Genomic DNA, 25,170 nt, shown 5'->3' with positions numbered 1-25,170 from the left:
GAATTGTAAATGAATTTGTACCCGTTTGTCATTACTCAAAATGAAGCATATGGCCGAGCTTGGCCTTTTTCGTCCGCAAATATGCAGCATTATCCTCGCGTTCGGGCATCTGGATGGGCACCCGTTCAATCACTTCGATCCCATAGCCCTCCAGGCCGCGAATCTTTCGCGGATTGTTCGTCATGAGCCGCATCTTGCGGATGCCGATATCCTTCAAAATTTGAGCGCCTATCCCGTATTCACGTAAATCAGGAGGAAATCCTAATTTAATATTCGCGTCAACGGTGTCGAATCCCTGCTCCTGCAGCTGATAGGCTTTCAATTTGTTAATCAGACCGATTCCGCGGCCTTCCTGGCGCATATAAAGCAGCACCCCATTGCCTTCCCGCTCAATTTGCTGCAGCGCTGCTGCAAACTGCGGGCCGCAATCACAGCGGCGGGAATGGAAAACGTCGCCGGTCAAGCATTCCGAATGCACCCGCACGAGCGTCGGTTTCTCCGGATCGATCTTTCCTTTTACCAGCGCGACGTGCTCCTTGTCATCCACTTTATTCGTATAAGCAACCGCCTGGAACTGCCCGAAATCTGTCGGCATATTGACCTCTACAACCCGCTCTACCAAACGTTCCTTCTGGTTGCGGTAATGAATCAGATCACGAATGGCAATGAGCTTCAGCCGGTGCCGTTTTTTAAATTCCAGCAAATCGGGCAAGCGGGCCATCGTGCCGTCCTCTTTAATGATTTCACAAATAACCGCGCCCGGCCGGGCCCCGCACAGCTTGGCCAAATCGACTGCCGCTTCCGTATGACCAGCACGCCGCAGCACTCCGCCTTCTTTGGCGATCAAAGGGAAAATATGCCCCGGCTTGCGGAAGCTCGCCGCATCGGCGGCAGCATCGATGAGCGCCTTGACCGTTAATGAGCGCTCGCCTGCAGAAATGCCTGTTGTGGTCGAGATATGGTCGACCGAGACCGTAAAGGCCGTCCCGTGATAGTCGGTGTTGTGCGCTACCATCGGCGGCAGCTCCAGCTGCTCGGCACGCTCCTGCGGAATCGGAACGCAGACGAGCCCTTTTGCCTCCGTAATCATGAAATTGATCATTTCCGGAGTAGCAAAATCAGCCAGCGCTATCAAGTCGCCCTCATTTTCCCGATCCTCGTCATCGACAACGATAACGGCTTTTCCTTGAGAAAGATCCGTCAAGGCGTCCTCAATTGTATCAAAAACCCACTTTTCCTCTGTCATCACTTGCTATCCCTCCGTTTCACAAAAATCCGTGCTCTGCCAAAAATGACGCCGACAATCGGTCCTTGTCCGTTCCCCCTGTCGAAGACTGGCTGGGACCGAAACGCGTTTGCAGTAAATGGTCGACATATTTGCCCAGAACATCGCACTCCACATTCACCCGGCTGCCTGCGTCTTTGAAAAAGAGAGCAGTCGCCTTCCATGTATGAGGAATAATCGCTACGGAGAAGGTTTGTTCGCCGCAGCCGCTTACTGTCAAGCTAACGCCGTCTATCGTTATAGAGCCTTGCGGTACGATATAGCGCATTAAGGAGGAATGATCCGCTTCGAAAGTAAAGACCACCATATTGCCCTCCGGCCCACGTTTCAAAATTCGGGCTGTACCGTCTCCATGTCCCTGAACGATATGGCCGCCAAACCGCCCGCCCGCCGCCATAGCGCGCTCCAGATTTAAAGGGTCTCCCGGGCGAAGCGCGTGCAGATTGGAAAAGCGGTATGTCTGCGGTGTAACGTCTGCTGCAAACAGCCCCCGCTCAAAGTTCGTAACCGTCAAACAAATGCCATTAACCGCAATGCTGTCGCCAACTCTCATATCGTCCATAATCGCTTTTGCTTCAATCACCAGCCGCATTGATTCTCCCTGCTTGCTTACATGCTGCAAACGCCCCACTTCTTCAATCAGTCCGGTAAACATCGCTTTATTGCTCCTTCCGCTTTGGCAAATAACCGGTCACACATATATCTCCGCCGAGCAGTTCCACCTGCATCCGCTCAAGCGGCACTGCGTCCGCCATCCGCTCGAAGCCCTGAAATACAAAGGCGCCTGGCGCATTCTCTCCGCCGATTAGCTTTGGGGCAATGAACAATACGAGCTTATCCACCAAACCCAGCTCAATCATCGCTCCACTCAGCTTGCCGCCCCCCTCGAGCAAAATTGAGGATATTTCCAGCTGGCCCAGCTGCCTCATTGCCGCATCAAGATCAACATGCGGCCCCGCTCCGCACACCAGGACGCGCGCACCTTGCTGTTCGAGCTGCCGTCTGGCATGCTCCGAAGCTTGCGCAGTCGTCAATACTATGACGGGGGCGGCCTTATCCTTCAGCAGTCTGGCATCAAGCGGCAGCCTGAGCCGCGAATCTGCAATAATGCGGGCCGGGTTCAGGCCGGGTACGGGCAGCCTTGTCGTAAGCTCGGGATCATCGGCGATGGCTGTATCGACGCCGATCATAATTGCGCTGTGCCGATGCCGCATCGCGTGCACTTTTTCCCTCGCCGCAGCGCCGCTTACGTAACGGCTGTCTCCCGTATATGAAGCAATCTTCCCGTCGAGCGTCATCGCCGTCTTCAACGTAACAAAAGGATAGCCCGTAACAATGTACTTGTTGAACGCTTCATTCAAGGCCTGCGCTTGCTGCTCAAGCACTCCGGCCTTAACCTCGATCCCTGCCGCGCGCAATTGAGCCAGGCCTCTGCCGGCAACCTGCGGATTTGGATCCTGACAAGCTACCACTACTCTTGCTACCTTGGCGGCAACCAGCCGATTGCTGCAGGGCGGCGTCCGCCCGAAATGGCTGCAGGGCTCAAGCGTCACATAGACGGTTGCCCCTTCCGCCTCATCTCCGGCCATTTGCAGCGCATGCACCTCCGCATGGCCTTCACCGCGGCGCAAATGCGCTCCCAGCCCTACAATGCGCCCTGACTTGACGACAACACAGCCGACAACCGGATTAATATCCGTCTGTCCCGATGCTCCAGCCGCAAGCTGCAGGGCGTACTGCATGTAAAACTCGTCACTTAAAACTGCCGCAGAAATAAAAAATCACCCCTTGTCGCATACAGCCGACGGAGTGATGGTAAAAGTGAATGAAGCATGCCAAAAAATATCCAAATAAGCCTGCGTTCCTTGTGAAAAAAAGAACAAGAATCGCAGTACTGGCAGATTGATATTAGCATGCTATCCTTCCTTCTCCCATCCAGACTATAACTGTCGGTCCCGGATTTGCACCAGGTCCACCGTCTCGCCGATCTATACGGCCGCGATCGTTTGGACGATTGCGGCAGCGAGCCGGGTCACGGACTGACAAAAGCAGCTGCTCTTGATCACCGCCGGTAGGGATTTACACCCTGCCCCGAAGAAAGTTGCATTATTTTATTGGAAAGTAACTAACGTTGACTGCAATCTTATCACTCGAAATCAAAAAAAGCAAGAATTTTCATCTCAGCGGATCTACGGTCCGGCAAACTGCCCAGAAGTGCTAGATCAATGCCCAATTTAATACGGGCAAGCATCCCTAATTGCCCGTTTCGAATACATTAGCATGAACACAACTTTAAGGAGTGATTATCATTGGCTTTAACACCTCAAGCTCAACCGCAGCGTCCTGACGGAATGCATCATCATGAGATGCATCATCATGAGATGCACACTCATGAGATGCATCATCATCATGTACACCATCACCATCATCACCATTACCATCATATGCACCCTATGCACCATATGTCTCAAGGCAGCTGGCATAGCGGACAATGGCAAAGTTCTGAAAGCGAGTCTCGTATGCGGAAAAGATAAATCTTACTTGAGGAGAAGGGCGCATATCCCTTCTCCTTTGTTTTTCGGCTGAGCTTGGAAACTTGTAATGAAATCAAAAAAGACGCCCCCGAAGGACGTCCCTCTGAATCTTACACAACTTCCACTGTTTCCATTTTGTCGCGGCCCTGGAATGCATCGATATGCTCCATGCCTTTGGTTACTTTGCCAAATACAGTGTGCCCGCCGTCCAGATGCGGCTGCGGCTGATAGCAGATATAGAACTGGCTGCCGCCTGTATTGCGGCCGGCATGCGCCATCGCAAGAGTTCCGCGCTCATGCTTATTAGGGTTGATTTCGCAATTAATCGTATATCCAGGTCCGCCTGTACCGGTGCCATGCGGGCAGCCCCCTTGAGCTACAAAGCCGGGAATGACGCGATGAAAAGTCAGGCCGTTGTAAAAGCCCTCATTGGCCAGCTTCTCGAAGTTAGCTACCGTATTAGGCGCGTCCTTGTCAAACAGCTCCAGTTCGATCTCCGCTCCATTTGCCATTTTAATTTTTGCTGTTTTTGCCATTTGTAGATCCATCCCTTCACAAAATAATTATCGATACAGAGTATCGTTTCCATTCACAGTACAAGAAGCAAACATTGCCATTATAGCACGAACAATCCGCCAAATAAAAGAGCTGTGCCTCTGTCGGTGCAATACACCGAAAGCCACGAGGCACAGCAATCTGTTTATTTACGTTGCTTTACTTGACAGCAGTCGTCGCTTGCTGCTTCATCCGCGCAGGGATAACATCATTGACGATAATATCCTGCAAAGATTCCCGCTGCACAACAATATCCGCTTCGCCATCTTTAACAAAAACAACAGCCGGTCGGCGAATCCGATTGTAGTTGCTGGCCATAGCGTAGTTATAGGCTCCTGTGCTGAATACAGCGAGCAGATCACCGATTTCTGCTTTTGGCAGCTGGCAATCGATAATGAGCTTATCGCCGCTCTCGCAGCATTTGCCGGCTACCGTAACCGTCTCCTCAAGCGGAGCATTGGCGCGATTGGCGATCATCGCTTCATATTTGGACTCATAAAGCGCCGGACGCGGATTATCGGTCATGCCGCCGTCAACGGCGATATACTTGCGTACGCCTGGAATAGTCTTGCTTGTCCCGATCGTATACAGCGTAGTGCCCGCTTCCCCTACCATGCTGCGGCCAGGCTCAACCCAAATTTCCGGAAGCGGATAGCCCGCTTTGCCAAAGTTCGACTTGATCGCTCCTGTTATTGCTGCAATATATTCACCTACAGGCAATGGCTTATCTTCAGAGGTATAGCGGATGCCAAAGCCCCCGCCCAAGTTAATGACCTTGAACGTAATGTCCAGTTCAGCGCGCACTTTAATCGCAAATTCGGCTACTTTAGCTGCAGCGATCTCGAAGCCGTCGACCTCAAAAATTTGTGAGCCGATATGGGAATGCACGCCCAATAATTGAAGATGCGGCAGCTCTTCCGCTTCCTGAATCGCTTGATAAGCGGCGCCGTCCGCCAGATTGAACCCGAATTTGGAGTCTTCTTGCCCGGTCGAAATATAGTCATGGGTATGAGCCTCAACTCCAGGCGTAATCCGCAGCAGCACGTTCACTTTTTTCCCTTTATCGCCAGCCAGCGTGTTCAAAAGCTGCAGCTCGACGAAGTTGTCGACAACAAAGCAGCCGATGCCGGCGTCGAGCGCCATATTAATTTCATCCGGCGTCTTATTGTTGCCGTGGAAATGAATGCGTTGAGCGGGAAAGCCAGCCTGCAGCGCCGTATAGAGCTCGCCATCCGACACCACATCCAGCGATAGATTTTCTTGTTCGGCTATGACGCACATAGCCATGACGCTGAATGCTTTGCTTGCGTAGGCGACCTGAAACTTCAAGCCCGACGCCTGAAAGGCCTCGACATATTCCCGTGCGCGCTGACGAATGAGCGCTTCATCGACTACATAAAGAGGCGTTCCGAATTTTTGTGCTAATTCCACTGTATCGCAGCCGCCGATCTCTAAATGTCCGCGAGCGTTAATTGTACTTGTTCCATGTAAATGCTGCATGATTTACCCCTTCCCTTATCTTTCAACCTTTTACTGTATGCTAAAATACGGTTGAATGCCAATTAGCTTTAGTATACAACAAATAAGGGATGGCGCGAAATGGATAAATCAGCATTTCCTTTGTATTATTTGTATACAATTATTTGGGGTTATCGTTGTTAGGCATCTTGTCCATCTGCTTCGGCTTGAGCAAATTCGGGCGTGTACGGTTTTGCAGTACAGGCGGACGGATGAACAAGTTTTGCATTCCTTTCAGATCAAACGGGATAAGCGGCCAAAAGTAGGGACGATTGAATGAACGTTCCGTCGCCAGCATTACGATTACCCCCATCGTGACGAGCATAAAGCCCGGCACCTTGAAAATTGCTACCGCAATAAGGAGGAGCAGGCGTACAATCCGGTTTGCAAGACCGAGTTCATAGCTTGGCGTTGCATACATGCCGATGGCAGCCACCGCCATATACAAAATGACCTCATTGACAAACAAGCCCGTCTTGACCGCAACGTCGCCGATCAGAATGGCTGATATAATCGACATCGCCGCAACGAGCGGCGCCGGTGTATGCACCGCGGCAAGCCGCATCAAGTCTACACCGACCTCCGCCGTTAAAAACTGGGCGATGAGCGGGAGCTTGCTTGCTTTTTCCGCGCCGATAAAAGAGAGCATGGCCGGCTTCAGCTCCGGCTTCAGTGTAAATAAAAACCAAAGCGGCAGCAAAAAAAGGGAAGCAAATACACCCAGAAATCTAACCCATCGCAAATAAGTCCCGATAAACGGCGTCTGTCTATTTTCCTCCGCGTGCTGAACGTGGTCAAAAAAGGTCGTTGGCAAAATCATGACACTTGGCGTTGTATCGACGAAAACGGCGACATGACCTTCCAGCAGATGAGCAGCCACTACATCGGGGCGTTCCGAATAACGCACAAGCGGAAACGGGCTCCAGCCTCGCTTTACAGTCGCCTCTTCCAGCTGCTTGTCGGCAAGCGGCAAACCGTCGAGCTCCACCAGGGAGATTTTGTGTCGAATCGCTTCGAGCAGCTGACTGTCAACGATATCGTCTATGTACGCAATACACAGATCCGTCTGTGTTCTTTCACCAACGCGGACAATTTCGTAACGCAAATGCTTGTCGCGCAGCCGTCTGCGTACAAGCGTAATATTGACCAGCAGCGTTTCTACAAAGCCGTCGCGGCTGCCGCGCACCACCCGTTCCAATGAAGGCTCTTCAGGCCCGCGTGCCGGAAAATTTTTAGCGTCAATAAGTAGAACTGTCGGCTCGCCATCTACATATAAGGCACTTCCTCCAGCCAGCACATTGGTCACCATATTGTTCCAATCCGATTCCTGTGTCACTTGGATGGCCGGTACATAGTGATGCAAAAAAGCTAGAAAAGCATCCGCATTCAAATCCCCGGGCTCCAAATACGTTAGTCTAGTCAGCACCTCCGTCAATATTTCATCCTTAGCAAAGCCATTCATAAAGAACAATGCCGTTTTTTTATTGCAGAACGTCATCTCCCGCACAACGACGTCAAAGCTGACCATATAGCCAACATCTGACTCCAGCTTGGCAATATAGCCCTCAATCGTATCTGGAATCGGAACATGCTCCGGCTTCGGCTCCTGAGATGATGCTTTTTTTCGTGCGGCGATCAGCAGCGGCTCATAGCGATCATGCAATACTTCCGGCGCTTCTTCCTCTAATTGCTGCAAATGATCAAGCTTGATCGGCTGCCGGAAAACAGAAGACGGCACATCGCTGCCGGTCTCTTTAATGCCGCCTTCATCCTTGCCGGAACCGTTGTTCATCGTTGCCATCGTTAAGTTCTCCTTTCATGTCGTTAAACGTTCCATTGGAATACAAGCCAATCAAACAGCGATCCCGCCACCTTCCCAAGCATCATCGCCGTCACTAACGCCAGCAGGTAAGGTTCGATTCGTAGCCGCCGGGCCAGAATCGGCAGCACATTCATCACTTCCGTCAATGCCGCGGCGAGCATGCCGACAAATACGCCGTCAAGCAGGCCCACCGGTGCAAGCACAGCCTGCGGCAAGTGAAGGACGCGCCAATCCAGAAAATCGGCAATCGACCAAAAAAACGCGCCCGAGATGACAGCCGTCTCAAACCATACTGCTTTGCGAAATGCGCACGCCAGCTGTGCGAGCCTGGGAATCAAATCAAATACGATCAACAGCGATACTAGCCCCCCGCCAACCGCAATGCCTCCGGCAAGCCCCAGGAAGATGAGGAACAAGTATTGAAGGATATCTGCTATCATCTGCTCTGCCCCTGCTCTTCGCGCTCGCTGGTCTTGCTCATTTCCTCGGCTATGACATACTCATTGACATTTTCCTCATACATATACAGCTCTACTTCCAGCGGGCTGGGCTCTTCATTGAACCGTTTGCGGAAAAGATGATTGAAAAAAACAACCATGCCAATCCCAATACCGAAGGAGTAAGGTATCTGGAGCCATAACGGATGCTCGTTTTTGTCGCCGGTTATCATCTCTGTAATCCGCTGATGCACTTCCTTCATACTGACATCTGTATGGAAGTTCATAATGGCCAGTCCGGCCCCAAAAAATAACAGCAGCCAAGCAATAATCAGTACAAGCATTCGCGGCTTCGGCGGCGTATCGGACACTATGACCAGAACTTGCGGATCGCCAAACGTTTCCACTTCGATTTGCGGTGTTGCGCCTCGAATTTTTTGCACAATTTGCAGCAAATCAATGACGACCCGATTTCCATCCTTCTGGCGATGCTTATACAGCACAAGCTGCTGCAGCCGGCGCTCTAAAACGGGATTGCCGGCAAACAGCCGCGCTGCTAAGCCTAATGTAACGGTCTGACCCGGCTTGATGTTGATCCGTTTGCGCAAACGCAAGTAAAGGGTTGGCGACGTTTCTGTTGTCAAGGCGCATCCCCCCTTTTTATATGTTGGGCCCTCTCCCTCATGCTTCCTGCTTAGTATGAGAAAAGATGGGGATGTATAATCATGTCAGATTATTAATAAATGAAATGAGAAAAGACCAAACCGCCTATTGGGCGATTTGGTCCCGGATGGACTGCAATATTTTTTTCTCTAACCGCGAAACTTGGACCTGCGAAATGCCTAGCCTTGCAGCAACCTCGGACTGTGTCTGATCCCGGTAATAACGCAAAAAGACTATGAGCCGCTCGCGCTCGGACAGACCGCCAATCGCTTCCGTCAACGCCATTTTATCAAACCAGCGTTCCTGCGAATCATCTGCAATTTGATCGATCAGCGTAATCGGATCGCCATCGTTTTCAAACACAGTTTCATGTATAGAACTTGGCGGCTTATTCGCTTCCTGCGCGAACACGACATCCTCCGGGGTTATCCCGAGATGCTCCGCCACCTCTTTAATCGTCGGCAATCTGCCGAGCACCTTCGATAATTCATCCTTTGTCTTGCGAACTTTATTCGCTGTCTCTTTCAGCGAACGGCTTACCTTCAATGTCCCGTCATCGCGGAGAAAACGTTGAATCTCGCCAATAATCATTGGAACGGCATAGGTAGAAAATTTCACATCATACGATAGATCAAACTTGTCGACCGATTTCAGCAATCCGATACAACCGATTTGAAACAGATCTTCCGGCTCGTAGCCTCTGCCCATAAACCGTTGTACGACCGACCAGACCAACCGTATATTGCACTGCACCAACGTATCGCGAGCTACCGAATCTCCGGACTGACTGAGCGCAATGAGCCGTTTCACTTCCGCATCGTCCAAGAACGGCTGCGCCGTTTGTTTCATATCGACTTCCATGAGGTTCAGCCCCTCGCGCTTAATTGTAGAGCGCTTTTTTCGATTCGATACGCTTTGTCATCGCAATAGATGTCCCTTTACCCGGTGTACTCGAGACGTCAAAGCCGTCCATGAAATTTTCCATAATTGTAAAGCCCATACCGGATCGCTCCATCTCCGGCCGGGAGGTGAACAGCGGCTGTCTGGCCAAATCCAGATCTTCGATCCCTTTGCCTTCATCTTTAATCACTAACGTAACATGCTCGCCTTCGATAAGCGCTTCAATGGTTACCATTCCGCTTGGGTCGCTGTCATAGCCATGAATGATGGCGTTGGTCACGCCTTCCGAGACCACCGTCTTCAAATCATTCAATTCATCCATTGTCGGGTCTAGCTGGGATACGAAAGCAGCGACGGCAATGCGTGCAAAAGCTTCATTCTCCGAGCGGGCGGAAAACGACAGCTTCATCTCATTCGTTCCATTCATGAGACGACCTCCAGACTTGTGAGCGCCAGACGCTCATTTTCGTGAATTGGCAATATTTTGAACAGCCCGGAAAGTTCAAATAGGCGATAGACGCTGGGATTAACATCGCAGACGACCATCTTTCCGTCTCTGGCCTTTAATTGCTTATAACGGCCAAGAATAACTCCCAAACCTGAGCTGTCCATAAACAGGAGATCCTTCAAGCTAAGAATGACATGATCGCTGCCACCGCGCAGAATGGCCTCCTCCATCTTGAAGCGGACACTGTCCGCTGTGTGATGATCCAACTCGCCACGCAGCCTTACAATTAGAACATTACGGTAGTGCTCCAGTTCAACCTGCAAACTCATAAGCATGTTCACTCCTAAACGTTAAGTAGCGCTGTGACTCCTTTACGTGCGGCTCTGAACAAGCATTTCTACGGACGCCTTGCCGTTTCCTCCCTCGCGACAAAACTAGAAGAAGGTCGATAGAAGTTGACAAATTACGCCCCTAATTATTGAAAGAGATTCCTGCTTACACGCTTGAGCAAGGTCCACCAGCCCGCTTTTTCAATTGACATTGGCGCGTCAACGGAAAATTCCGTAATCACCTGGTTATTTTGATAGACGATTAGTTTTCCTATAGGCTGATTGACTTTAATCGGCGCTTTCAGCGGCTCAATGTGCAATTCATGTCGAATATCGTTTACAGCGCCGCCCTTTTTCAGCAGCACATTGTAAGGATGCTTGGCCGTCAGCTGCATTTCAGGCAGTTCTCCTTTTTCAACCTTCACAGTACCCATCGTATCGCCCTCTTTGAAAATCGGGTAATTCATATATTGGGCAAAGGAATAATCGAACATTTGCGTAACTTCCGCATTGCGCGTTTTTGTGTTCGGCTCTCCCATCACGACGGCAATGACGCGCAAGCCATCCCGCTGCGCTGTAGCTGTCAGACAAAACTTCGCCTCGCTGGTAAATCCGGTCTTAAGTCCATCCGCTCCAGTATAGAAACGCACCAGCTTATTCGTGTTGACGAGCCAGAAGGGCTTTTCACTCGACTTACGTAAGTAATCCTGATACAGTCCGGTATACTTCGTAATTTCGCTATGCTTCAAAAGCTCCATCGACATGATCGCAATATCCCGTGCAGATGTATAGTGATTCTCTGCAGGCAAACCGTTGCAGTTTACAAAATTTGTATTTTTCATACCAAGCTCGGCCGCCCGCTTGTTCATTAGCTTGACAAATTCCGCTTCTGTTCCGGCGATTTTTTCGGCTAAAGCAACCGATGCATCATTACCGGAGGCAAGTGCAATCCCTTTTAGCATCTCATCGACAGTCATCTCCTCGCCCGGCTCGAGAAAGATTTGCGAGCCTCCCATCGATGCGGCGTACTCGCTAGTCTTTACTTTATCTGTCAGCTTGATAACACCTTCATCAAGCGCCTCCATAACGAGCAGCATCGTCATCACTTTTGTAATGCTTGCCGGCGGCAATTTATCGTTGCTGTTTTTTTCATAAATAATTGTACCGGTGCCTTGATCCATCAAGATCGCCGAACGCGCCGACGGCGCCAAATTGAGCTGGCTTGCAGGTGCCGGCGCCGCTGATTTCGTTTTTGCCTCTTCCTTTGCCAATACTGCCGACGGCATGATGGCTGTCAGCACCATCAGCATCGCGACAGCGATAATGTTACGTTTACATCGCTTAATCATAGGTATAGTCCCCTCCTAATTGGCCACTAGCGGCTTGCAAAAGCCGTATTTCGGCTATAATCTCATCCTTAGTGTCGACCGATACTGTATAAATTATTCCAATTTGGGAGGAACAAACTTCCTGCATGTTGTTAATGTTATCCACAAAAAAGCTGTAAACCGGTCTTCTATGGACCGATTTACAGCTATATATCGAATTTTATAATAAAGACTCTTTGCGTGGCACGGCCTGGATGTTGATAATTGTCGTCCACAGTTCAGCGGGCCGCTGAAGCGCCGGTCCCTTTTTCTCTTCGTCGGCAAGCCTGCCTGCAACCTGCTGCCAAAAGCCGAGAAAATGCTCATGAACCTGCTGCTGAAACAGCTCCAAAGGGTCAATCCCGCCGATGCTTTCCAAAAAAATACTGTCTCTGCGCCCTGCTATATATTCCAGATGCTCGCTCCAGCTCTGATCAATGGCTTGCAATACGATCCTGCGGTCCAGCGCCGCCCACTTTTCAATTTCTGACGCCAGCTCGTTGTCTTGCAGCAGAGCGGCCGGCTGCCAATTCCCTTTGAGCACCTGCTCGCGCTCGCACATCACTGCACGGCGCTGCTGTTCCTGCAGGTCTGAATAACAAAACAGCGTATCCCGCATCGCCGCATGCCAGCCATAAGCGACCCGCTGCAAATGCGCAAGCTGTCTGCGACTTGCCAAACCTCCAGCAGCGAAGCGCTTGAACAGCTCATCGTCAGTACTGACCATCAACATTGATGCCCCCGGCTCTCCATGCCGTCCTGCCCGGCCGCGCAATTGGGCTGTATGCCGTTCACTTCCGCTCAATTCTGTGCCAATAACGAGCAGACCTCCAGCTTTTTCGGCATGTTCAGCCTCACTTGAACTATTACCGCCAAGGCGGATATCAATTCCCCGCCCCGCCATCTTGGCCGACACAGTAACCGCCCCAAATCTTCCCGCTTGCTCCATTGCAGCCGCTTCAGCCTCTTCAGCTGCTGCAGTGATTATAGTACAGGCGATATTGCTGGCTTGCAGCTGCCCGGACAATCGTTTTGCTTCCTGCACAGTTGCGGTGCAGAGCAGTACCGGCTGACCGCACGCATGCGCTGCAGCCGTCTGCTTTATCACTTCCTGCTCTTGTTTTTGACGCCCCTCAAATATCTGGACAGGGCGATCTACTCTCCGGCACGGCTTCGCAGACGGCAAAGCGACGACATTCATTCCGTACCATGTGCGAAATTCGTCCGCGGCGCTGCGAGCCGTTGCCGTCATTCCGCTTCTGTACGGATATAAGCTGAGCAGGTCGCGAATCGTCATCATTCCCCAAATACGCCCGCGCCCGCTGACTGGCACTCCTTCACGCCGCTCTATTTCAGCTTGTAATGGATACGGCCATTTTCGCCGCGCAGAAGGACGGCCGGTCAGTGGATCGATAATATGGATCTTATCTTCGCGCACAATATAGTGCACATCCCGCTCAACCAACGCCAAAGCGTGCAAGCTGTTCATCAAGCCATTGAATATGGCTGCGTTGGCCTCATCGAACAACGAGCCGCAGCCAAGCTGCCGCTCGGCCTTCGCAATGCCTGCTTCCAGCAAGTAAACACGCTTCTCTCTAGCATCAATCCGATAATGCTGCCCGATCTGGAGCTGCTTAGCCAACTCTGTATAAACTTGCGGATCCTCCTCTGCTGCTTCAGGGCAAGGGGCGGACAGAACCAGCGATGAAGCAGCATCATCGAGCAGCACCGCGTCAATTTCGTCAATTAACACACTATAAAGCGGCCGCTGCAGCCGTTCTTCTTCCGTCACGCGAATTGCATCTTTTAAATAATCAAATCCGGCTTCATGCACAGAGACATACGTAATATCCGCAGCATATGCGGCCCGTTTGTCCTCCGTCGTCATATCAGCTTGAACATAAGCAGCGGACAGCCCGAGAAATTCGTACACAGGAGCTAAATTTGTCGCGTCCCTTCGCGCCAAATAGTCATTGCATGTCCATACATGCACGCCTTTGCCGCTCAAAGCATGGGCATAAACCGGCAGCACAGCCGCAAAAGTTTTGCCCTCGCCGGCTCCCATTTCAATCAGCAGCCCTTCGCCCATAGCCATGCCGGCGACGATCTGCATTTCATACAGCTCTATGCCTTTAACAATTTTCAGCGCCGCGATTGCCAGTGCATAAGCTTCATCCGGATCCTCCATGAGCTGCAGCTCTCCCTGCCTAACCTGCTCCTTCAATTGCTCTGCACGCAGAGCAATCTGCTGGGCTGTCAGCTCACTAGTCCTATACTGCTCCAACGTTGCCAAACGCGTCTTATATTTACGAAGCTTGTAAAGCTGTACTTTTGTTGCCAACCATCGCTTCCAGTGCAATATTTGCCGCATCGTAATCCTCCTTGACTCCAAATGCTCCTATACAACATTCTGTCAAGGCAGGCATGAGGCTCCTTCAGCCTCAGATAAACGATTGGAATTAAGCGTTGGCGCCAGCTTATATAGGACAGAGCCAGCACAATAAAAATAAGAAAAGCTATATATTTTCTCAGTAATAATAACATTGTCGGCAAAGCAAGCAGATGAAGCCAATGGAATCGTACCGTGCCATTCAACAACAACTGCCAGCATATACGCAGTTCGCCCATGCAATTAGCGCGCCTTTGGCTATGCAGCGTCGGCAAGGCTTTATAAAGGCATGCGGCCAGCCGCGGCCACTGACTGAGCAGTATAAGCATACAGAAAATCACGTCCATTGTCTCCTCTCCATCCACTATGCCATTATACTACAGTTAAGAGCCGTTTCCATATCCGGAAAACGGCTCCCTTCCTGCTACAATTTAAAGTTTTCTGCGGCCCGCCGTAATTCTGCCGACATTTGATCGAGCGCATTGGCTGACGACTCAATCTCCTCCATAGCCGCCAGCTGCTCTTCGGATGAGGCGCTGACCGCTTGCGCGCTTTCAGAGGCCTGCAAGGACATTTGCTCCATCTGCTGCAGCGTTGCTGTAATCTGCTGGGTACCTGCAGACATTTGCTCGGCAGAGGCAGACGCCTCCTCCATCTGCGCAACTATATGGCGGGTTGAAGCCAAAATGCGTTCAAAGGCTTCGCCTGTTGATTGAATATAATTGACGCCTTCGGCCACTTCACTTTCACCCTGCTGCATGGACAGCACCGCTTCAGCGATTTCCGTCTGAATAGTGCCGACCAGCGCGGCCACCTCAGCAGCCGATTCATCCGAGCGCACCGCCAGCTTGCGCACTTCACCGGCAACGACAGCGAACCCGCGTCCGCTTTCGCCCGCACGCGCAGCTTCAATCGAAGCATTGAGCGCAAGCAAATTCGTCTGTGCCGAGATTTCCTGAATCGTCTGAACAATGCTGCCAATCTGTCTGGAGCCCTCATCCAGTCGGGCAACTGATCGCGCAAGCTGCTCGACCGTGTTATGAATTGCCGTCATTTGCTGCTCGGATTGTTTGATCAGCTCGCCTCCCTGCTCAGCGAAATCCAGGGTTTGCACGGAAGCTTCATACGCTTGGTTGGATGAGTCCGATACTTTCTGAACGCCGACGGTCATTTCCTCCATCGCACGGGACGTATCCTGTATGCTGCGCGCTTGTCCTTCGCTGCCGGCTGCTACCTCTGAAATCGCTGCGGTCGTCTGGCTAACCGCTTCCCTTGTGTCGTGGATAACATGAGAAAGCCGCTGAGATGCGCTTGTCACCGTTTTCGAGCTGAGCATCATATTGCCGACCAGATCCCGCATATTGTCCAGCATTACATTAAACGCATCGGCGAGCCTGCCGACTTCATCCTTATTTTTTACCTGGATCGGCTCTCCATGCAAATCACCTTGGGCAATATGGTTGGCGCGTTTTGCCATCCGAATAATCGGCGAGGTCATATGACGGGCAAACAAAGCGGTAACGACAGTACCGGCAACGATACATATAATAAGCGTGACCAAAATCGAATTCAAAATCTCTTTTTGACCGCTATTGTAATCCTGATAATAGGAGCCGGCTGCAACGATCCAGCCCCAGTCTTTATCCAGTTTGGAATATGTAATTTTTAATGCTTCCTTATGTTCATTCGGAGCTGCTAAAGGCCAGCTATACTCCGTTATGCCGCCGCCCTCCTGTGCGACCTTAATGACATCCTGAATATAAAATTGGCCCTCGGAGGATTGCTTGTTCCAAATGTTGTCGCCTTCGGACAGCGGATGCGCCAACAGTTCGCCTTTCGAATCGAGAATAAAGAAATATCCGTTTTCCCCCAAATCAAAGTTTTTATTGATCGGCCGCGTATTGTCGTCCCGCTTTTTGCCAAGCAGCATATCTTTTATTTCGTCCTGCGCCTCGGCTTTTGTCATCAGCCCGTTATTGACATTGTTATTTAAGGTGTGGATCATTTCAATCGCCATATTCACACTTGTTCCCAGTTTACTGTAAATTAGTCCGTTAGACTCAGAAACAGCAGCGGTATAGCTGCGAATGCCAAGAGCCACAACAGGTATAATCAGCAGCACTAAACTAACAAATAACAGTTTTTTTCGGACATTGATTGCAAGTTTCTCTTTTATTTGCGTCTTCATTTCTCTCCTTACTCCCCTCAACGTCTCAGCTACTTTTTATCTATTATATTAACATATTAGGTCCAATTCACTATAGTAAAACGGTAATTTTCGACAATTTTATGGATATTTGAAGAAAAAAAAGCCTGCCATCCTAATGACGGCAGACTTTTTTCATTGGTTTTCGGCCTGTTTCTCTTGTAAAGTCACATCATCTTTACGAGCAAAATAAGCCTCGATCCGCTTGCTTATTATTAAAGAAATCGCAACAAACAGCAGTACATACAAAATTTCCAGCGGACGCTCGACGAAGCGGGACAAGTCATGGCCAATATAGGATACGGAAAATACCATTACCGCCTTACCCATCGTTACCGCTATAAAAAACGACCGCACCCGCATCTTTGCCACGCCGGCCGCAATGTTAATAATGACGAACGGCCCCACCGGGAACAAGCTAAGCAAAAAAACGTAGCTAAATGCATTGCGGCGAATCCATACCAAACGTTTGGCTACCTTCGGCTTTTGCGCCCAACGCTCCAGCAGCCGGTGCCCGACAATTGCCCGGGCAATTAAAAAGGTAACCATACAGCCGCTTACAATTCCGATCCAGGAGTAAAAAAAGCCGGGCCACAGGCCATAAATCGCGGCGTTGACGCCAACGATGCCAATGGTCGGAAGCGGTGGAATAAATGATTTGAGAAAAGTAAGCAAAATACCTGGAAGCGGACCGAAGGAACGATATTGCTCGATGAAATGAGCGATGTTCTCTTCGGTAAAATAGTCGGTTATTTCCGAAATATTCATGTTGTCCCCTTATTTCTTGACACAATCGCTAATCAGCATAGCGGGCAATGCCGTCCGAAGTTACGGCAGACAGCAGCAACGGGCGCAATCGGGGCGCCTCTGCTCCAATAATGAAGGCATTTCTTGCCCGGTCAACAAGCTGCCTGCCGCCATCATCGGCTGCATGCAGCAGTGCGAGTACATCGCCTGCCGTAACAGCTTCACCAACTTTTCGCTGCATAGTAATGCCGACAGCGTAATCAATCGGCTCATCCTTCGCGGCCCGCCCTGCCCCCAGCAGCATAGCGCAAATGCCCAGTTCCTCCGCTTCAATACGCTGCACGTATCCGGAGCGTCCTGCCTTAACCTCTATAACAACTGCCGCCTGCGGCAGCAGTGACAAATGATCTGCAACAGCCGGGTCTGCACCCTGAGCCGCAATCATGGCGCGAAAACGTTCTAACGCTTTGCCCGATTTCAGCTGTTCCCGCACCAGCGCTTCCGCAGCGGCCAGATCAGCAGCTGCCCCGCCCAAGAGCACCATCTGCGCACTGAGCGCAATACATAGCGCCGTCAAATCCTCGGGGCCCTCGCCGCGAAGCGTTCTGATCGCTTCAGCCACTTCAAGCGCATTGCCGATGGCAAATCCGAGCGGCTGGTCCATATCGCTTATGATGGCCGAAGTTTGCCGTCCTACAGCAGTGCCGATATCCACCATCGCTTTAGCCAGCGCTTCGGCGTCTTCAATTGTTTTCATAAAAGCGCCGCTGCCGGTTTTGACATCAAGCACGATGGCGTCGGCGCCTGCGGCGATCTTTTTGCTCATGACCGAGCTGGCAATTAGCGGAATGGATTCTACAGTTGCCGTTACATCGCGCAACGCGTACAGCTTTTTGTCGGCGGGAGTGATGTTTCCGCTTTGCCCGATGACCGCCAGACCGATTTCATTGACTTGCGAGACAAATTGCTGCTGGGTCAGCTCGATTTGAAAGCCTGCCATCGACTCTAATTTATCGATCGTCCCGCCTGTATGTCCCAGCCCCCGTCCCGACATTTTTGCTACATGAACACCGCATGCAGCGACTAGCGGGGCAACAATTAAGGTCGTTTTGTCGCCTACCCCGCCAGTGCTGTGCTTGTCTACTTTAATGCCGTGTATAGAGGCGAGATTCACTTGATCGCCTGAGCGTGCCATCGCAAGCGTCAATTCAGCAGTTTCTTCCACACTCATACCTTGAAAAAATACGGCCATTGCCCATGCCGACATTTGATAGTCGGGTATTTGATCCCGGCAATAGCCGTCAACCAGAAAATCAATCTCTGCGGCAGACAATTGCCCGCCATTTCTTTTTTTCTGTATCAGATCTACAGCTCGCATTCAAGAAGACCTCCCTTACCTGTGGTGTCTATAATTGGCCCAATAGCTTGTATCCTCTTGAAAGTGTTAATTCGTGTGAAAAGCCGGCATGTCGATCTGACTGGAAGCAGTGGCCGCCATCAATCAATTATTTGCTTTCTTGAAGTGCCCGCAGCTTCTCGCGCTGGGCGATCACAATTAATTGATCAAGCGACTGGCTTAGCAATAAAACCTCGCGATGCAGCATATTTTTTTTGTGCATCGCCACTGCGACCAACTGACAACGCAGTCGTTCAAGCCGCCAATTCATTTGATTGTCCATTTCTGTCCGATCCTCACTTTTTCCGTCTAATTATAACATGGACATTATACGACGGTGCGCGAACAAAAAATGTCACAATCAGTCGAGGCGAAAGTTACATTTATGTTACAAAGAAGCGAATTGAGGACATATTGCTCTCATTTTATAAAAGCGGCACGACTGCGTTTACGAGTCCGAGGAAGCGAGATTTCACACGTTCTGTCGTTTCCATTACTTCTTCATGCGACAAAGGCTGATCAAGAATGCCCGATGCCATGTTGCTGATGCAGGAAATGCCCAGCACCTCAATGCCGCAATGCCGCGCGGCAATAACCTCGGCAACAGTGGACATCCCCACCGCGTCAGCGCCCATCGTCCGCATCATCCGGATTTCGGCAGGCGTTTCATAGGAAGGCCCAAGCACGCCGACGTATACCCCTTCGCTGAGCGAAAAGCCCTGGGCTTCGGCTGTTTCAGCTGCAAGCTGCCGCATTCTTCGGCTGTAGCCTTCCGACATATCCGGGAACCGCGGTCCCCACTCCTCCAAGTTCGGGCCAATGAGCGGATTGCGGCCGGTCAAATTAATATGATCGCTAATAAGCATCAAATCTCCGGGCTCATAGGACGTGTTGATCCCCCCGGCAGCATTCGTTACGAGCAGCTTATTCACACCGATCGCCTTCATGACGCGGACCGGAAAAGCCGTCAGTTCCGGACCGTAGCCTTCGTACATATGAAATCTGCCGCGCATCAGCACGACCGGGCGGCTGGCCAGTTTGCCGATCATGAGCTCGCCGGCGTGTCCTTCGACAGTCGATAACGGAAAATGCGGAATATCCGCATAATCAATCGTTACAGCATCCGTAATATAATCGCCCAGTATGCCGAGCCCTGACCCCATAATTAAGCCTACTTCCGGTTGCACCGTTGTCCGGGCAGCAATATAAGCTGCCGCTTCTTTAATTTGCTCCGACTGCAGCATTCATGTTTCCCCCTATTCGTTAGTTCGCGGTCATCTGCAATCAACTCATCGTTGCCCGCGGATGAGCCTTTGTATAGACATCCTTTATCCTCGATTTGTTCACCTGCATATAAATTTGCGTGGAGGAAATATCGGCATGCCCCAGCATCTCCTGCACAGACCGCAAATCCGCGCCATTTTCCAGCAAATGAGCAGCGAATGAATGCCGCAGCGTATGCGGAGTAATCTCGCAAGCGATGCCGGCCTCCTGCGCATACTTTTTGATCATTTTCCAAAAGCCTTGCCGGGACATGCGGGAACCGAGCTGATTCAAAAATAAGGCCTGCTCGTCCCGCCGCTGCTTCAGCAGCTTTTCTCTCTTGCCGTGCAAATAACCGCTTAATGCCTGCTGCGCCACTTGGCCAAGCGGAATAATTCTTTCTTTGCCTCCCGATCCGATACAGCGAATGAAGCCAAGCGGCAAATTAACATGCTCCAGCTCCAGCGAAATAAGCTCCGACACCCGTATGCCGGTAGCATAGAGCACCTCAAGCATCGCTTTATCGCGCATCCCTGCCGGAGCGGCGGCGTCGGGAGCATGAAGCAGCCGCTCAACCTGCGCAATCGTCAAAACAAGCGGGAGACGCTTCTCCTGCTTGGGCGTTTCTACATCTGAAGCCGGATCTGCAGCAATGATCCGCTCTTTGCGCAAATAATGAAAAAAAGCACGAATCGACACGATGTGCCGCGACACAGTCGCTACCGCTCGCCCCTGCTGCTTTAAGCGATGCAAATAAAGAGCGATATGATGCTTATGTACATCTTGAACTGTCATTGCACCTTGCTCGCTAACATAATCAAGAAAGGCGTGTAAGTCCCGTTCATACGATTCTACTGTGTTGCGGGAGAGCCTCCGTTCTGCACCCAGGTAATCGATAAATGGCTGTAATTGTGATTTCATGGACTGATCCCTCCCGGTAGTCGAACCACCTTCCACACTATTCCACAAAGCAGCCGCTTTTTCCTGCATTGCTGACTTAATAACTGTCGAATGATCGGATATCGTTCGCTTTTTTGGCAAAATTTCGCCATGAATAAACCGTCACTCCCCGTACCAATAAAACAGGCGCAAGCGATCCGCTACGGACTCCTTGATAGGCTGCTCACCCTCAAGATCGAAAACTTTGAGCGCCTTCCCTTGCGGAATCCGGTACGGATCATTAGGCGCCAGCCACGCATTCACAAGGCGCAGACCGTCATAAACGATCGTTGTAAGCAATATTAGCAGTACGATGAAAACCGCGCATTTCAACCATTTGCGTATGGACAAGACCATGTCATGACCACCTCCTGACAAACGAGCGTTGAATTGGGAACCATTACAACACTTTATGTCGCGGAAGGCGTGATCATGACCGCTTGTACATCGTTCTAGGCATTGGTCACCAGTTGCTCTAACGGCATATAAGGCAGCCCCAGTGCTTCCGCCACCCGTTCATGCGTCACATGTCCGTCCATCGTATTGACGCCTTTCCAGAGCGGCTTGCTGCGCTGCAGCGCCTTTAACAACCCGTTGCCGGCCAGCTCCAGCGCATAATCGATCGTAGCATTCGTCAGCGCCAGCGTTGCTGTGCGCGGGACAGCTCCGGGCATATTCGCCACCGCATAATGCAGTACGCCGTGTTTTTCATAGACAGGGCTGCTGTGCGTAGTTGCCCGGTCAATCGTTGCGATGATACCGCCCTGGTCGACAGCGACATCTACAATGACCGCTCCCTTCTTCATCGACTTCACCATTTCTTCCGTCACGAGCCGCGGCGCTTTGGCGCCGGGAATAAGTACAGCGCCAATCAGCAGATCTGCCCGCTTGACCATTGCCGCTATATTGTAGCTGTTGGACATCAGCGTATGGATGCGTCCGCCTAATACATCGTCGATATAGCGCATCCTGTCCGCGCTCCGCTCAAGAATCGTAACATTGGCGCCAAGTCCGAGCGCCATCTTTGCCGCATTAAGTCCGACGATGCCTCCGCCGATAATGACGACCTCTGCAGCGGATACACCGGTCACGCCTCCGAGCAAAATGCCTTGGCCGCCATAGAAAGCTTCCAAAAACTGCGCGCCGGTCTGCACGGCCATCCTTCCTGCAACCTCGCTCATCGGCGTCAGCAGCGGCAATGCCCCATCTGCCGTCTGTATCGTCTCATAGGCGATGCTGGTTACTTTTTTCTCCACCAAAGCAGCCGCCAGATCAGGCGCTGCCGCCAAATGCAAATACGTAAACAGCAATAAGCCCGAACGGAAATAGTCATATTCCTCAGGCAGCGGCTCCTTTACTTTCATAATCATATCTGCTTGCAGCCATACGTCCGCCGCCTGCCTGACGATCGTCGCCCCTTCTTCCTCGTACGTCGCATCTGCGAATCCGCTGCCTTCTCCCGCCCCCGCCTGAACGACGACCTTATGGCCTGCATTGCTGAGCATATGGATACCGGCAGGAGTTAACGCCACCCGGTATTCGCTCACTTTGATTTCTTTTGGCACGCCGATAATCATCTGCATCTCCTCCTCGTACTTTCATATGCAAACATCGGACGGGATGACAGTCCTTATGCGATACGATTTCCTCCGAGAAGTTAAAATATGTATTTCCGGTCTTTTCCCATTCACAAGAAGAAACGGCTGACGCCGTCCTTGGCGCGAGGCAAGTTTCTTCCCCTGAAATTTTATAGCATTTATCAGGTAAATCATATAAATTCTATAAAATCGAAAAAACTCCCTCCGTGCAGATGCGCTCATCGTAAAGGATGTTACGCGCTGCACGCGGGAGTTACTGTTGTTGGTCATTCTTTTGTCGGCATCGCCGGCAAATGCCTTGGAAATCCAGTCTATGGTCGATTACGGTAAACCCGTATTCCTTCTCCAGCTTTTCTTCCAAAGGTCCAAGCCAGTCTTCCAAAATTTCGTCCATTGCGCCGCATTGTACGCAGATCAGATGATGGTGATGATGCTTGTTATTATCAGTACGCAGATCGTACCGGGCTACACCGTCGCCAAAATTCATCTTCTCAACAACATGCAGCTCGCTTAACAATTCAAGCGTCCGATATACGGTAGCCAGACCGATCTCCGGCGCGATATCCTTAACGAGCATAAACACATCCTCAGCACTGAGGTGGTCCTCCTCGTTCTCCAATAACACCCGTACAGTCGCTTCACGCTGCGGGGTAAGCTTGTACCCTTGAGACTGCAGCTGTTGTTTAATTTTATCAATCCGGGATTCCATGGTTTCCCCCCTCGCACATGGCTTATGCCCATCGCCGGAAACGCTTGATTTCATTATAGGGTCACATTGCGAGGAAAGTCAACTTTTTTAGAATGATTACAATCCACTGCCCTCTGCAACTAACAATGGAGCAGCCCATTTCAGCAAAAATGGCGAAAGATACATCTCTACAGCGGCGGCAGCCAGCACGACGATCAGCATCACCGCCGCTGTCGACACATAGGTCACAAAGGGCGGCCGCAGGCTGCCCATCCTGCCAAGAAGGCGATTGCGTATTACATATAATGAAAAAGAAATCGCTGCGGCGCTCGTAATGAGCACCATCGGGACGACTAACAGATTTGGCGGAGCTACCGATACAAGCGAGAACAGCAGCCCCTTCCATTCATATTGATAGACAATCGTGCCCACCGCAAAGCCCACAAGGACGCCCTTTAAAAAATCAAGCGCCAGCACCAGCGGCATTCCAACTACTGTCAGCCCGAGCAGCCAGATGAGCATCATCCATTTGAAATGAAAAAAGAAGCGCTCGCTAAACATGTACTCTGTATCATTACCGGCGAGAAGCCGCTGGACGAATTGATAAATATCGCCAGCGAGATTCTGCTGCTGATCGAGCGTTAATGCGCTGACCAGCAATACCCCGAACACAATGCCGACAACAAATAACACAAAAACAAACACATAGAGGGCGAGTTGATCCCTGACCGTCGATTGACGCAATAAAAAACGCATAGCTCGACATACACCTCCCGCGACTTCTCAATGGTTATGTGTATGTCCAAGCCATCGGGGCTATGACGCTCTTGCCATCTTAAATTTCAAATTGCCGTAAGCGCTCGGCCTAGCCGCGAGCGGCAGCGGCCCGCCTGACATGCCCGTACCTTCCGCCGCCTCCGGCCTGCAGCTCGATCGTGCCTGCGCGTACAGCCATAATGGCTTCGGCTACCGCCACGCCTGCCGTATCGGCAATTGCAGCGAAGCCGGCATCATGCAAAATCGCCATTTCTGTACCGAAGCGCTGCAGCAGCTTCTCTAACGTTTTGCGGCCGACACCAGGCAAAAATTCAAGCGGCACTTGATAATGGTAAGGAGGCCGCGCAGCCTGCCGCTGTTCATCGCGCCGCTTATCGGCCACACTGTAACTGCCTGCCAGCTGCTCAATCCTATCCATAACCCCGCGCACAAGCTTGCTGCTGCCGCATTTGCGGCATACGGCTACTTCCGGGCCCTCCTCCGCAAGCGCATCGCATGCCAGGCAGCGCGTGCGGTGATACTTGCCGAGCAGCGGATTCAATCCGTAGTTGGCGACAATGCCGCGGCCGCCGCTGCTGCGCAGTACAAGCTCCAGCTCGGCAAAGGAAGGCTCCTTCATCGCAAATTCATTATATTCCCGGCCGATCTTGGAAAGTGAATGCGCATCTGAATTGCTCAAATAAGGATAACGTGCAAGATCGCCCAGCCGACATGCCATAGCAGTATCTGCACTCAAGCCAAGCTCAACGGCATGAACCCGCTCCGGATCGAGCGTATCGGCCAGCCTGTCCGAACAGCTGCCGAACAGGCTTTTATGCGGGGTAAAGATATGAGCCGGAATAAACAAGCCTCCGCGCCCGCATACTTCCTGCTGCAGCTCGCGCGCCGGCACATAAATCCGCTGGGAGCTAAGCTGCACATTGCGCATATAACGGGATATCCATTTTGTAAAATCGCAAATTGCCGCAAAGGTAGGCAAGTAAACAAGATGATGCGCCAGGCCGAAGCCGGCATCCTTCACTTCAATCTCCGCGCCGAGCAGAATCGTCGTCTCCCGATAGCGAATGCCGCCGCCCTGGGTCTCCTCCATTTCTCCGCAATCGAGCAGCTCCGCGATATCGCGCTGCACGCCCGGCGAATGGCAGTCAATGACCCCAAGCAAGGAAATGCCCTTGCGATGTGCGGCCTCATGAGCGATGTTGCGGAAAGTCAAATTTCGGCTTGCACTGATTTTGACAGAGTCCCCGCTGGACGTGCTGCCAATATGCAGGTGTAAATCGGCAAAAATACGGCGAAGCTGAGCTGGCAT

25 protein-coding genes and 1 riboswitch are annotated in these 25,170 nt (G+C 51.3%); all 25 genes read right to left on the bottom strand.

All coding sequences use genetic code 11. The features are described 5' to 3' along the window. Positions 1-31 precede the first annotated feature (31 nt). Positions 32-1,246 carry a bifunctional 3,4-dihydroxy-2-butanone-4-phosphate synthase/GTP cyclohydrolase II gene (locus ACFQ0N_RS04190; protein WP_379324245.1) on the bottom strand — a complete coding sequence of 405 codons (1,215 nt, stop codon included), beginning with the start codon at positions 1,244-1,246 and terminating at the stop codon, positions 32-34. A 19-nt stretch (positions 1,247-1,265) separates the two neighbouring features. Then, the gene (gene ribE, locus ACFQ0N_RS04185) at positions 1,266-1,940 is read right to left on the bottom strand and encodes a riboflavin synthase (protein WP_379323144.1); all 675 of its coding nucleotides are present in this window, start codon (positions 1,938-1,940) and stop codon (positions 1,266-1,268) included. 4 nt (positions 1,941-1,944) lie between these two features. Then, positions 1,945-3,027, bottom strand: a complete 1,083-nt coding sequence (ribD, locus tag ACFQ0N_RS04180; RefSeq protein WP_379323142.1) for a bifunctional diaminohydroxyphosphoribosylaminopyrimidine deaminase/5-amino-6-(5-phosphoribosylamino)uracil reductase RibD — start codon at positions 3,025-3,027, stop codon at positions 1,945-1,947. A gap of 177 nt (positions 3,028-3,204) precedes the next feature. After that, positions 3,205-3,388: riboswitch (FMN riboswitch) on the bottom strand. Positions 3,389-3,929: 541 nt separating this feature from the next. After that, a complete protein-coding gene (locus tag ACFQ0N_RS04175; RefSeq protein ID WP_379323140.1) occupies positions 3,930-4,355 on the bottom strand; it encodes a peptidylprolyl isomerase in 426 nt (141 codons plus the stop codon). A 178-nt stretch (positions 4,356-4,533) separates the two neighbouring features. Further along, the gene (lysA, locus tag ACFQ0N_RS04170) at positions 4,534-5,874 is read right to left on the bottom strand and encodes a diaminopimelate decarboxylase (RefSeq protein ID WP_379323138.1); all 1,341 of its coding nucleotides are present in this window, start codon (positions 5,872-5,874) and stop codon (positions 4,534-4,536) included. 139 nt (positions 5,875-6,013) lie between these two features. Next, entirely contained in the window at positions 6,014-7,693 is a 1,680-nt protein-coding gene (locus ACFQ0N_RS04165; protein ID WP_379323136.1) for a spore germination protein, read from the bottom strand. Positions 7,694-7,716: 23 nt separating this feature from the next. After that, the gene (locus ACFQ0N_RS04160) at positions 7,717-8,154 is read right to left on the bottom strand and encodes a stage V sporulation protein AB (protein ID WP_379323134.1); all 438 of its coding nucleotides are present in this window, start codon (positions 8,152-8,154) and stop codon (positions 7,717-7,719) included. Further along, positions 8,151-8,795 carry a stage V sporulation protein AA gene (locus ACFQ0N_RS04155; RefSeq protein WP_379323132.1) on the bottom strand — a complete coding sequence of 215 codons (645 nt, stop codon included), beginning with the start codon at positions 8,793-8,795 and terminating at the stop codon, positions 8,151-8,153. Before ACFQ0N_RS04155 ends, ACFQ0N_RS04160 begins: the two co-directional genes overlap by 4 nt. A gap of 124 nt (positions 8,796-8,919) precedes the next feature. Next, the gene (sigF, locus tag ACFQ0N_RS04150) at positions 8,920-9,675 is read right to left on the bottom strand and encodes an RNA polymerase sporulation sigma factor SigF (protein WP_379323130.1); all 756 of its coding nucleotides are present in this window, start codon (positions 9,673-9,675) and stop codon (positions 8,920-8,922) included. A 19-nt stretch (positions 9,676-9,694) separates the two neighbouring features. Next, positions 9,695-10,141, bottom strand: a complete 447-nt coding sequence (gene spoIIAB / locus ACFQ0N_RS04145) for an anti-sigma F factor (RefSeq protein ID WP_379323128.1) — start codon at positions 10,139-10,141, stop codon at positions 9,695-9,697. Further along, positions 10,138-10,491, bottom strand: coding sequence for an anti-sigma F factor antagonist (gene spoIIAA, locus ACFQ0N_RS04140; RefSeq protein ID WP_379323126.1), 354 nt, complete (start codon positions 10,489-10,491; stop codon positions 10,138-10,140). The genes spoIIAB and spoIIAA overlap by 4 nt, the downstream gene beginning before the upstream one ends. A gap of 146 nt (positions 10,492-10,637) precedes the next feature. Further along, positions 10,638-11,840, bottom strand: coding sequence for a D-alanyl-D-alanine carboxypeptidase family protein (locus tag ACFQ0N_RS04135; protein WP_379323124.1), 1,203 nt, complete (start codon positions 11,838-11,840; stop codon positions 10,638-10,640). A 199-nt stretch (positions 11,841-12,039) separates the two neighbouring features. Beyond that, positions 12,040-14,229 carry a preprotein translocase subunit SecA gene (locus ACFQ0N_RS04130; RefSeq protein WP_379323122.1) on the bottom strand — a complete coding sequence of 730 codons (2,190 nt, stop codon included), beginning with the start codon at positions 14,227-14,229 and terminating at the stop codon, positions 12,040-12,042. Positions 14,230-14,271: 42 nt separating this feature from the next. Further along, positions 14,272-14,469 carry a hypothetical protein gene (locus tag ACFQ0N_RS04125; protein WP_379323120.1) on the bottom strand — a complete coding sequence of 66 codons (198 nt, stop codon included), beginning with the start codon at positions 14,467-14,469 and terminating at the stop codon, positions 14,272-14,274. A 202-nt stretch (positions 14,470-14,671) separates the two neighbouring features. Then, positions 14,672-16,435, bottom strand: a complete 1,764-nt coding sequence (locus ACFQ0N_RS04120; protein WP_379323118.1) for a methyl-accepting chemotaxis protein — start codon at positions 16,433-16,435, stop codon at positions 14,672-14,674. A 153-nt stretch (positions 16,436-16,588) separates the two neighbouring features. Then, on the bottom strand, positions 16,589-17,221 hold the full coding sequence (locus ACFQ0N_RS04115) for a TVP38/TMEM64 family protein (protein ID WP_379323116.1): 633 nt from the start codon (positions 17,219-17,221) through the stop codon (positions 16,589-16,591). A 28-nt stretch (positions 17,222-17,249) separates the two neighbouring features. Further along, positions 17,250-18,578, bottom strand: coding sequence for a pyrimidine-nucleoside phosphorylase (locus tag ACFQ0N_RS04110; protein ID WP_379323114.1), 1,329 nt, complete (start codon positions 18,576-18,578; stop codon positions 17,250-17,252). A 127-nt stretch (positions 18,579-18,705) separates the two neighbouring features. Continuing rightward, positions 18,706-18,879: a Spo0E family sporulation regulatory protein-aspartic acid phosphatase gene (locus tag ACFQ0N_RS04105; protein WP_379323112.1), complete on the bottom strand. Its 174-nt coding sequence runs from the start codon at positions 18,877-18,879 to the stop codon at positions 18,706-18,708. Between the two features lie 142 nt (positions 18,880-19,021). Then, the gene (locus ACFQ0N_RS04100) at positions 19,022-19,840 is read right to left on the bottom strand and encodes a purine-nucleoside phosphorylase (RefSeq protein WP_379323110.1); all 819 of its coding nucleotides are present in this window, start codon (positions 19,838-19,840) and stop codon (positions 19,022-19,024) included. Positions 19,841-19,880: 40 nt separating this feature from the next. Then, the gene (xerD, locus tag ACFQ0N_RS04095; protein ID WP_379323108.1) at positions 19,881-20,780 is read right to left on the bottom strand and encodes a site-specific tyrosine recombinase XerD; all 900 of its coding nucleotides are present in this window, start codon (positions 20,778-20,780) and stop codon (positions 19,881-19,883) included. 141 nt (positions 20,781-20,921) lie between these two features. After that, positions 20,922-21,155, bottom strand: a complete 234-nt coding sequence (locus ACFQ0N_RS04090; RefSeq protein WP_379323106.1) for a DUF4227 family protein — start codon at positions 21,153-21,155, stop codon at positions 20,922-20,924. A gap of 95 nt (positions 21,156-21,250) precedes the next feature. Continuing rightward, entirely contained in the window at positions 21,251-22,375 is a 1,125-nt protein-coding gene (gene ald, locus ACFQ0N_RS04085; RefSeq protein ID WP_379323104.1) for an alanine dehydrogenase, read from the bottom strand. Between the two features lie 274 nt (positions 22,376-22,649). Continuing rightward, positions 22,650-23,105: a ferric iron uptake transcriptional regulator gene (fur, locus tag ACFQ0N_RS04080; protein WP_379323102.1), complete on the bottom strand. Its 456-nt coding sequence runs from the start codon at positions 23,103-23,105 to the stop codon at positions 22,650-22,652. A gap of 96 nt (positions 23,106-23,201) precedes the next feature. Further along, entirely contained in the window at positions 23,202-23,840 is a 639-nt protein-coding gene (gene spoIIM, locus ACFQ0N_RS04075; protein ID WP_379323100.1) for a stage II sporulation protein M, read from the bottom strand. A gap of 109 nt (positions 23,841-23,949) precedes the next feature. After that, positions 23,950-25,170 (bottom strand): endonuclease Q family protein, encoded by a 1,221-nt coding sequence (locus ACFQ0N_RS04070; protein ID WP_379323098.1) that lies wholly within the window; start codon positions 25,168-25,170, stop codon positions 23,950-23,952.

The organism is Paenibacillus sp. GCM10027626 (assembly GCF_042676285.1).
Taxonomy (GTDB): Bacteria; Bacillota; Bacilli; order Paenibacillales; family Paenibacillaceae; genus Paenibacillus_Z.
The sequence above is the reverse complement of the archived record's forward strand: the minus strand, read 5'-3'. Positions and strand labels throughout refer to the sequence as shown.

Excerpts from the sequence above, each read along its gene's own strand:
- ACFQ0N_RS04110 (WP_379323114.1), bottom strand. The coding sequence starts at position 18,578 with ATGCGAGCTGTAGATCTGATACAGAAAAAAAGAAATGGCGGGCAATTG.
- ACFQ0N_RS04125 (WP_379323120.1), bottom strand. The coding sequence starts at position 14,469 with ATGCTGGCAGTTGTTGTTGAATGGCACGGTACGATTCCATTGGCTTCA.
- ACFQ0N_RS04070 (WP_379323098.1), bottom strand. The coding sequence starts at position 25,170 with ATGCCAGCTCAGCTTCGCCGTATTTTTGCCGATTTACACCTGCATATT.
- ACFQ0N_RS04190 (WP_379324245.1), bottom strand. The coding sequence starts at position 1,246 with ATGACAGAGGAAAAGTGGGTTTTTGATACAATTGAGGACGCCTTGACG.
- spoIIAB (WP_379323128.1), bottom strand. The coding sequence starts at position 10,141 with ATGAATGGAACGAATGAGATGAAGCTGTCGTTTTCCGCCCGCTCGGAG.
- fur (WP_379323102.1), bottom strand. The coding sequence starts at position 23,105 with ATGGAATCCCGGATTGATAAAATTAAACAACAGCTGCAGTCTCAAGGG.
- ACFQ0N_RS04160 (WP_379323134.1), bottom strand. The coding sequence starts at position 8,154 with ATGATAGCAGATATCCTTCAATACTTGTTCCTCATCTTCCTGGGGCTT.
- ACFQ0N_RS04130 (WP_379323122.1), bottom strand. The coding sequence starts at position 14,229 with ATGCGGCAAATATTGCACTGGAAGCGATGGTTGGCAACAAAAGTACAG.
- ACFQ0N_RS04120 (WP_379323118.1), bottom strand. The coding sequence starts at position 16,435 with ATGAAGACGCAAATAAAAGAGAAACTTGCAATCAATGTCCGAAAAAAA.
- ACFQ0N_RS04100 (WP_379323110.1), bottom strand. The coding sequence starts at position 19,840 with ATGCTGCAGTCGGAGCAAATTAAAGAAGCGGCAGCTTATATTGCTGCC.
- ACFQ0N_RS04135 (WP_379323124.1), bottom strand. The coding sequence starts at position 11,840 with ATGATTAAGCGATGTAAACGTAACATTATCGCTGTCGCGATGCTGATG.
- ACFQ0N_RS04090 (WP_379323106.1), bottom strand. The coding sequence starts at position 21,155 with ATGGTCTTGTCCATACGCAAATGGTTGAAATGCGCGGTTTTCATCGTA.
- ACFQ0N_RS04115 (WP_379323116.1), bottom strand. The coding sequence starts at position 17,221 with ATGAATATTTCGGAAATAACCGACTATTTTACCGAAGAGAACATCGCT.
- ribE (WP_379323144.1), bottom strand. The coding sequence starts at position 1,940 with ATGTTTACCGGACTGATTGAAGAAGTGGGGCGTTTGCAGCATGTAAGC.
- ribD (WP_379323142.1), bottom strand. The coding sequence starts at position 3,027 with ATGCAGTACGCCCTGCAGCTTGCGGCTGGAGCATCGGGACAGACGGAT.
- ACFQ0N_RS04175 (WP_379323140.1), bottom strand. The coding sequence starts at position 4,355 with ATGGCAAAAACAGCAAAAATTAAAATGGCAAATGGAGCGGAGATCGAA.
- ACFQ0N_RS04165 (WP_379323136.1), bottom strand. The coding sequence starts at position 7,693 with ATGGCAACGATGAACAACGGTTCCGGCAAGGATGAAGGCGGCATTAAA.
- spoIIM (WP_379323100.1), bottom strand. The coding sequence starts at position 23,840 with ATGCGTTTTTTATTGCGTCAATCGACGGTCAGGGATCAACTCGCCCTC.
- xerD (WP_379323108.1), bottom strand. The coding sequence starts at position 20,780 with ATGAAATCACAATTACAGCCATTTATCGATTACCTGGGTGCAGAACGG.
- sigF (WP_379323130.1), bottom strand. The coding sequence starts at position 9,675 with ATGGAAGTCGATATGAAACAAACGGCGCAGCCGTTCTTGGACGATGCG.
- spoIIAA (WP_379323126.1), bottom strand. The coding sequence starts at position 10,491 with ATGAGTTTGCAGGTTGAACTGGAGCACTACCGTAATGTTCTAATTGTA.
- ACFQ0N_RS04105 (WP_379323112.1), bottom strand. The coding sequence starts at position 18,879 with ATGGACAATCAAATGAATTGGCGGCTTGAACGACTGCGTTGTCAGTTG.
- lysA (WP_379323138.1), bottom strand. The coding sequence starts at position 5,874 with ATGCAGCATTTACATGGAACAAGTACAATTAACGCTCGCGGACATTTA.
- ald (WP_379323104.1), bottom strand. The coding sequence starts at position 22,375 with ATGATTATCGGCGTGCCAAAAGAAATCAAAGTGAGCGAATACCGGGTG.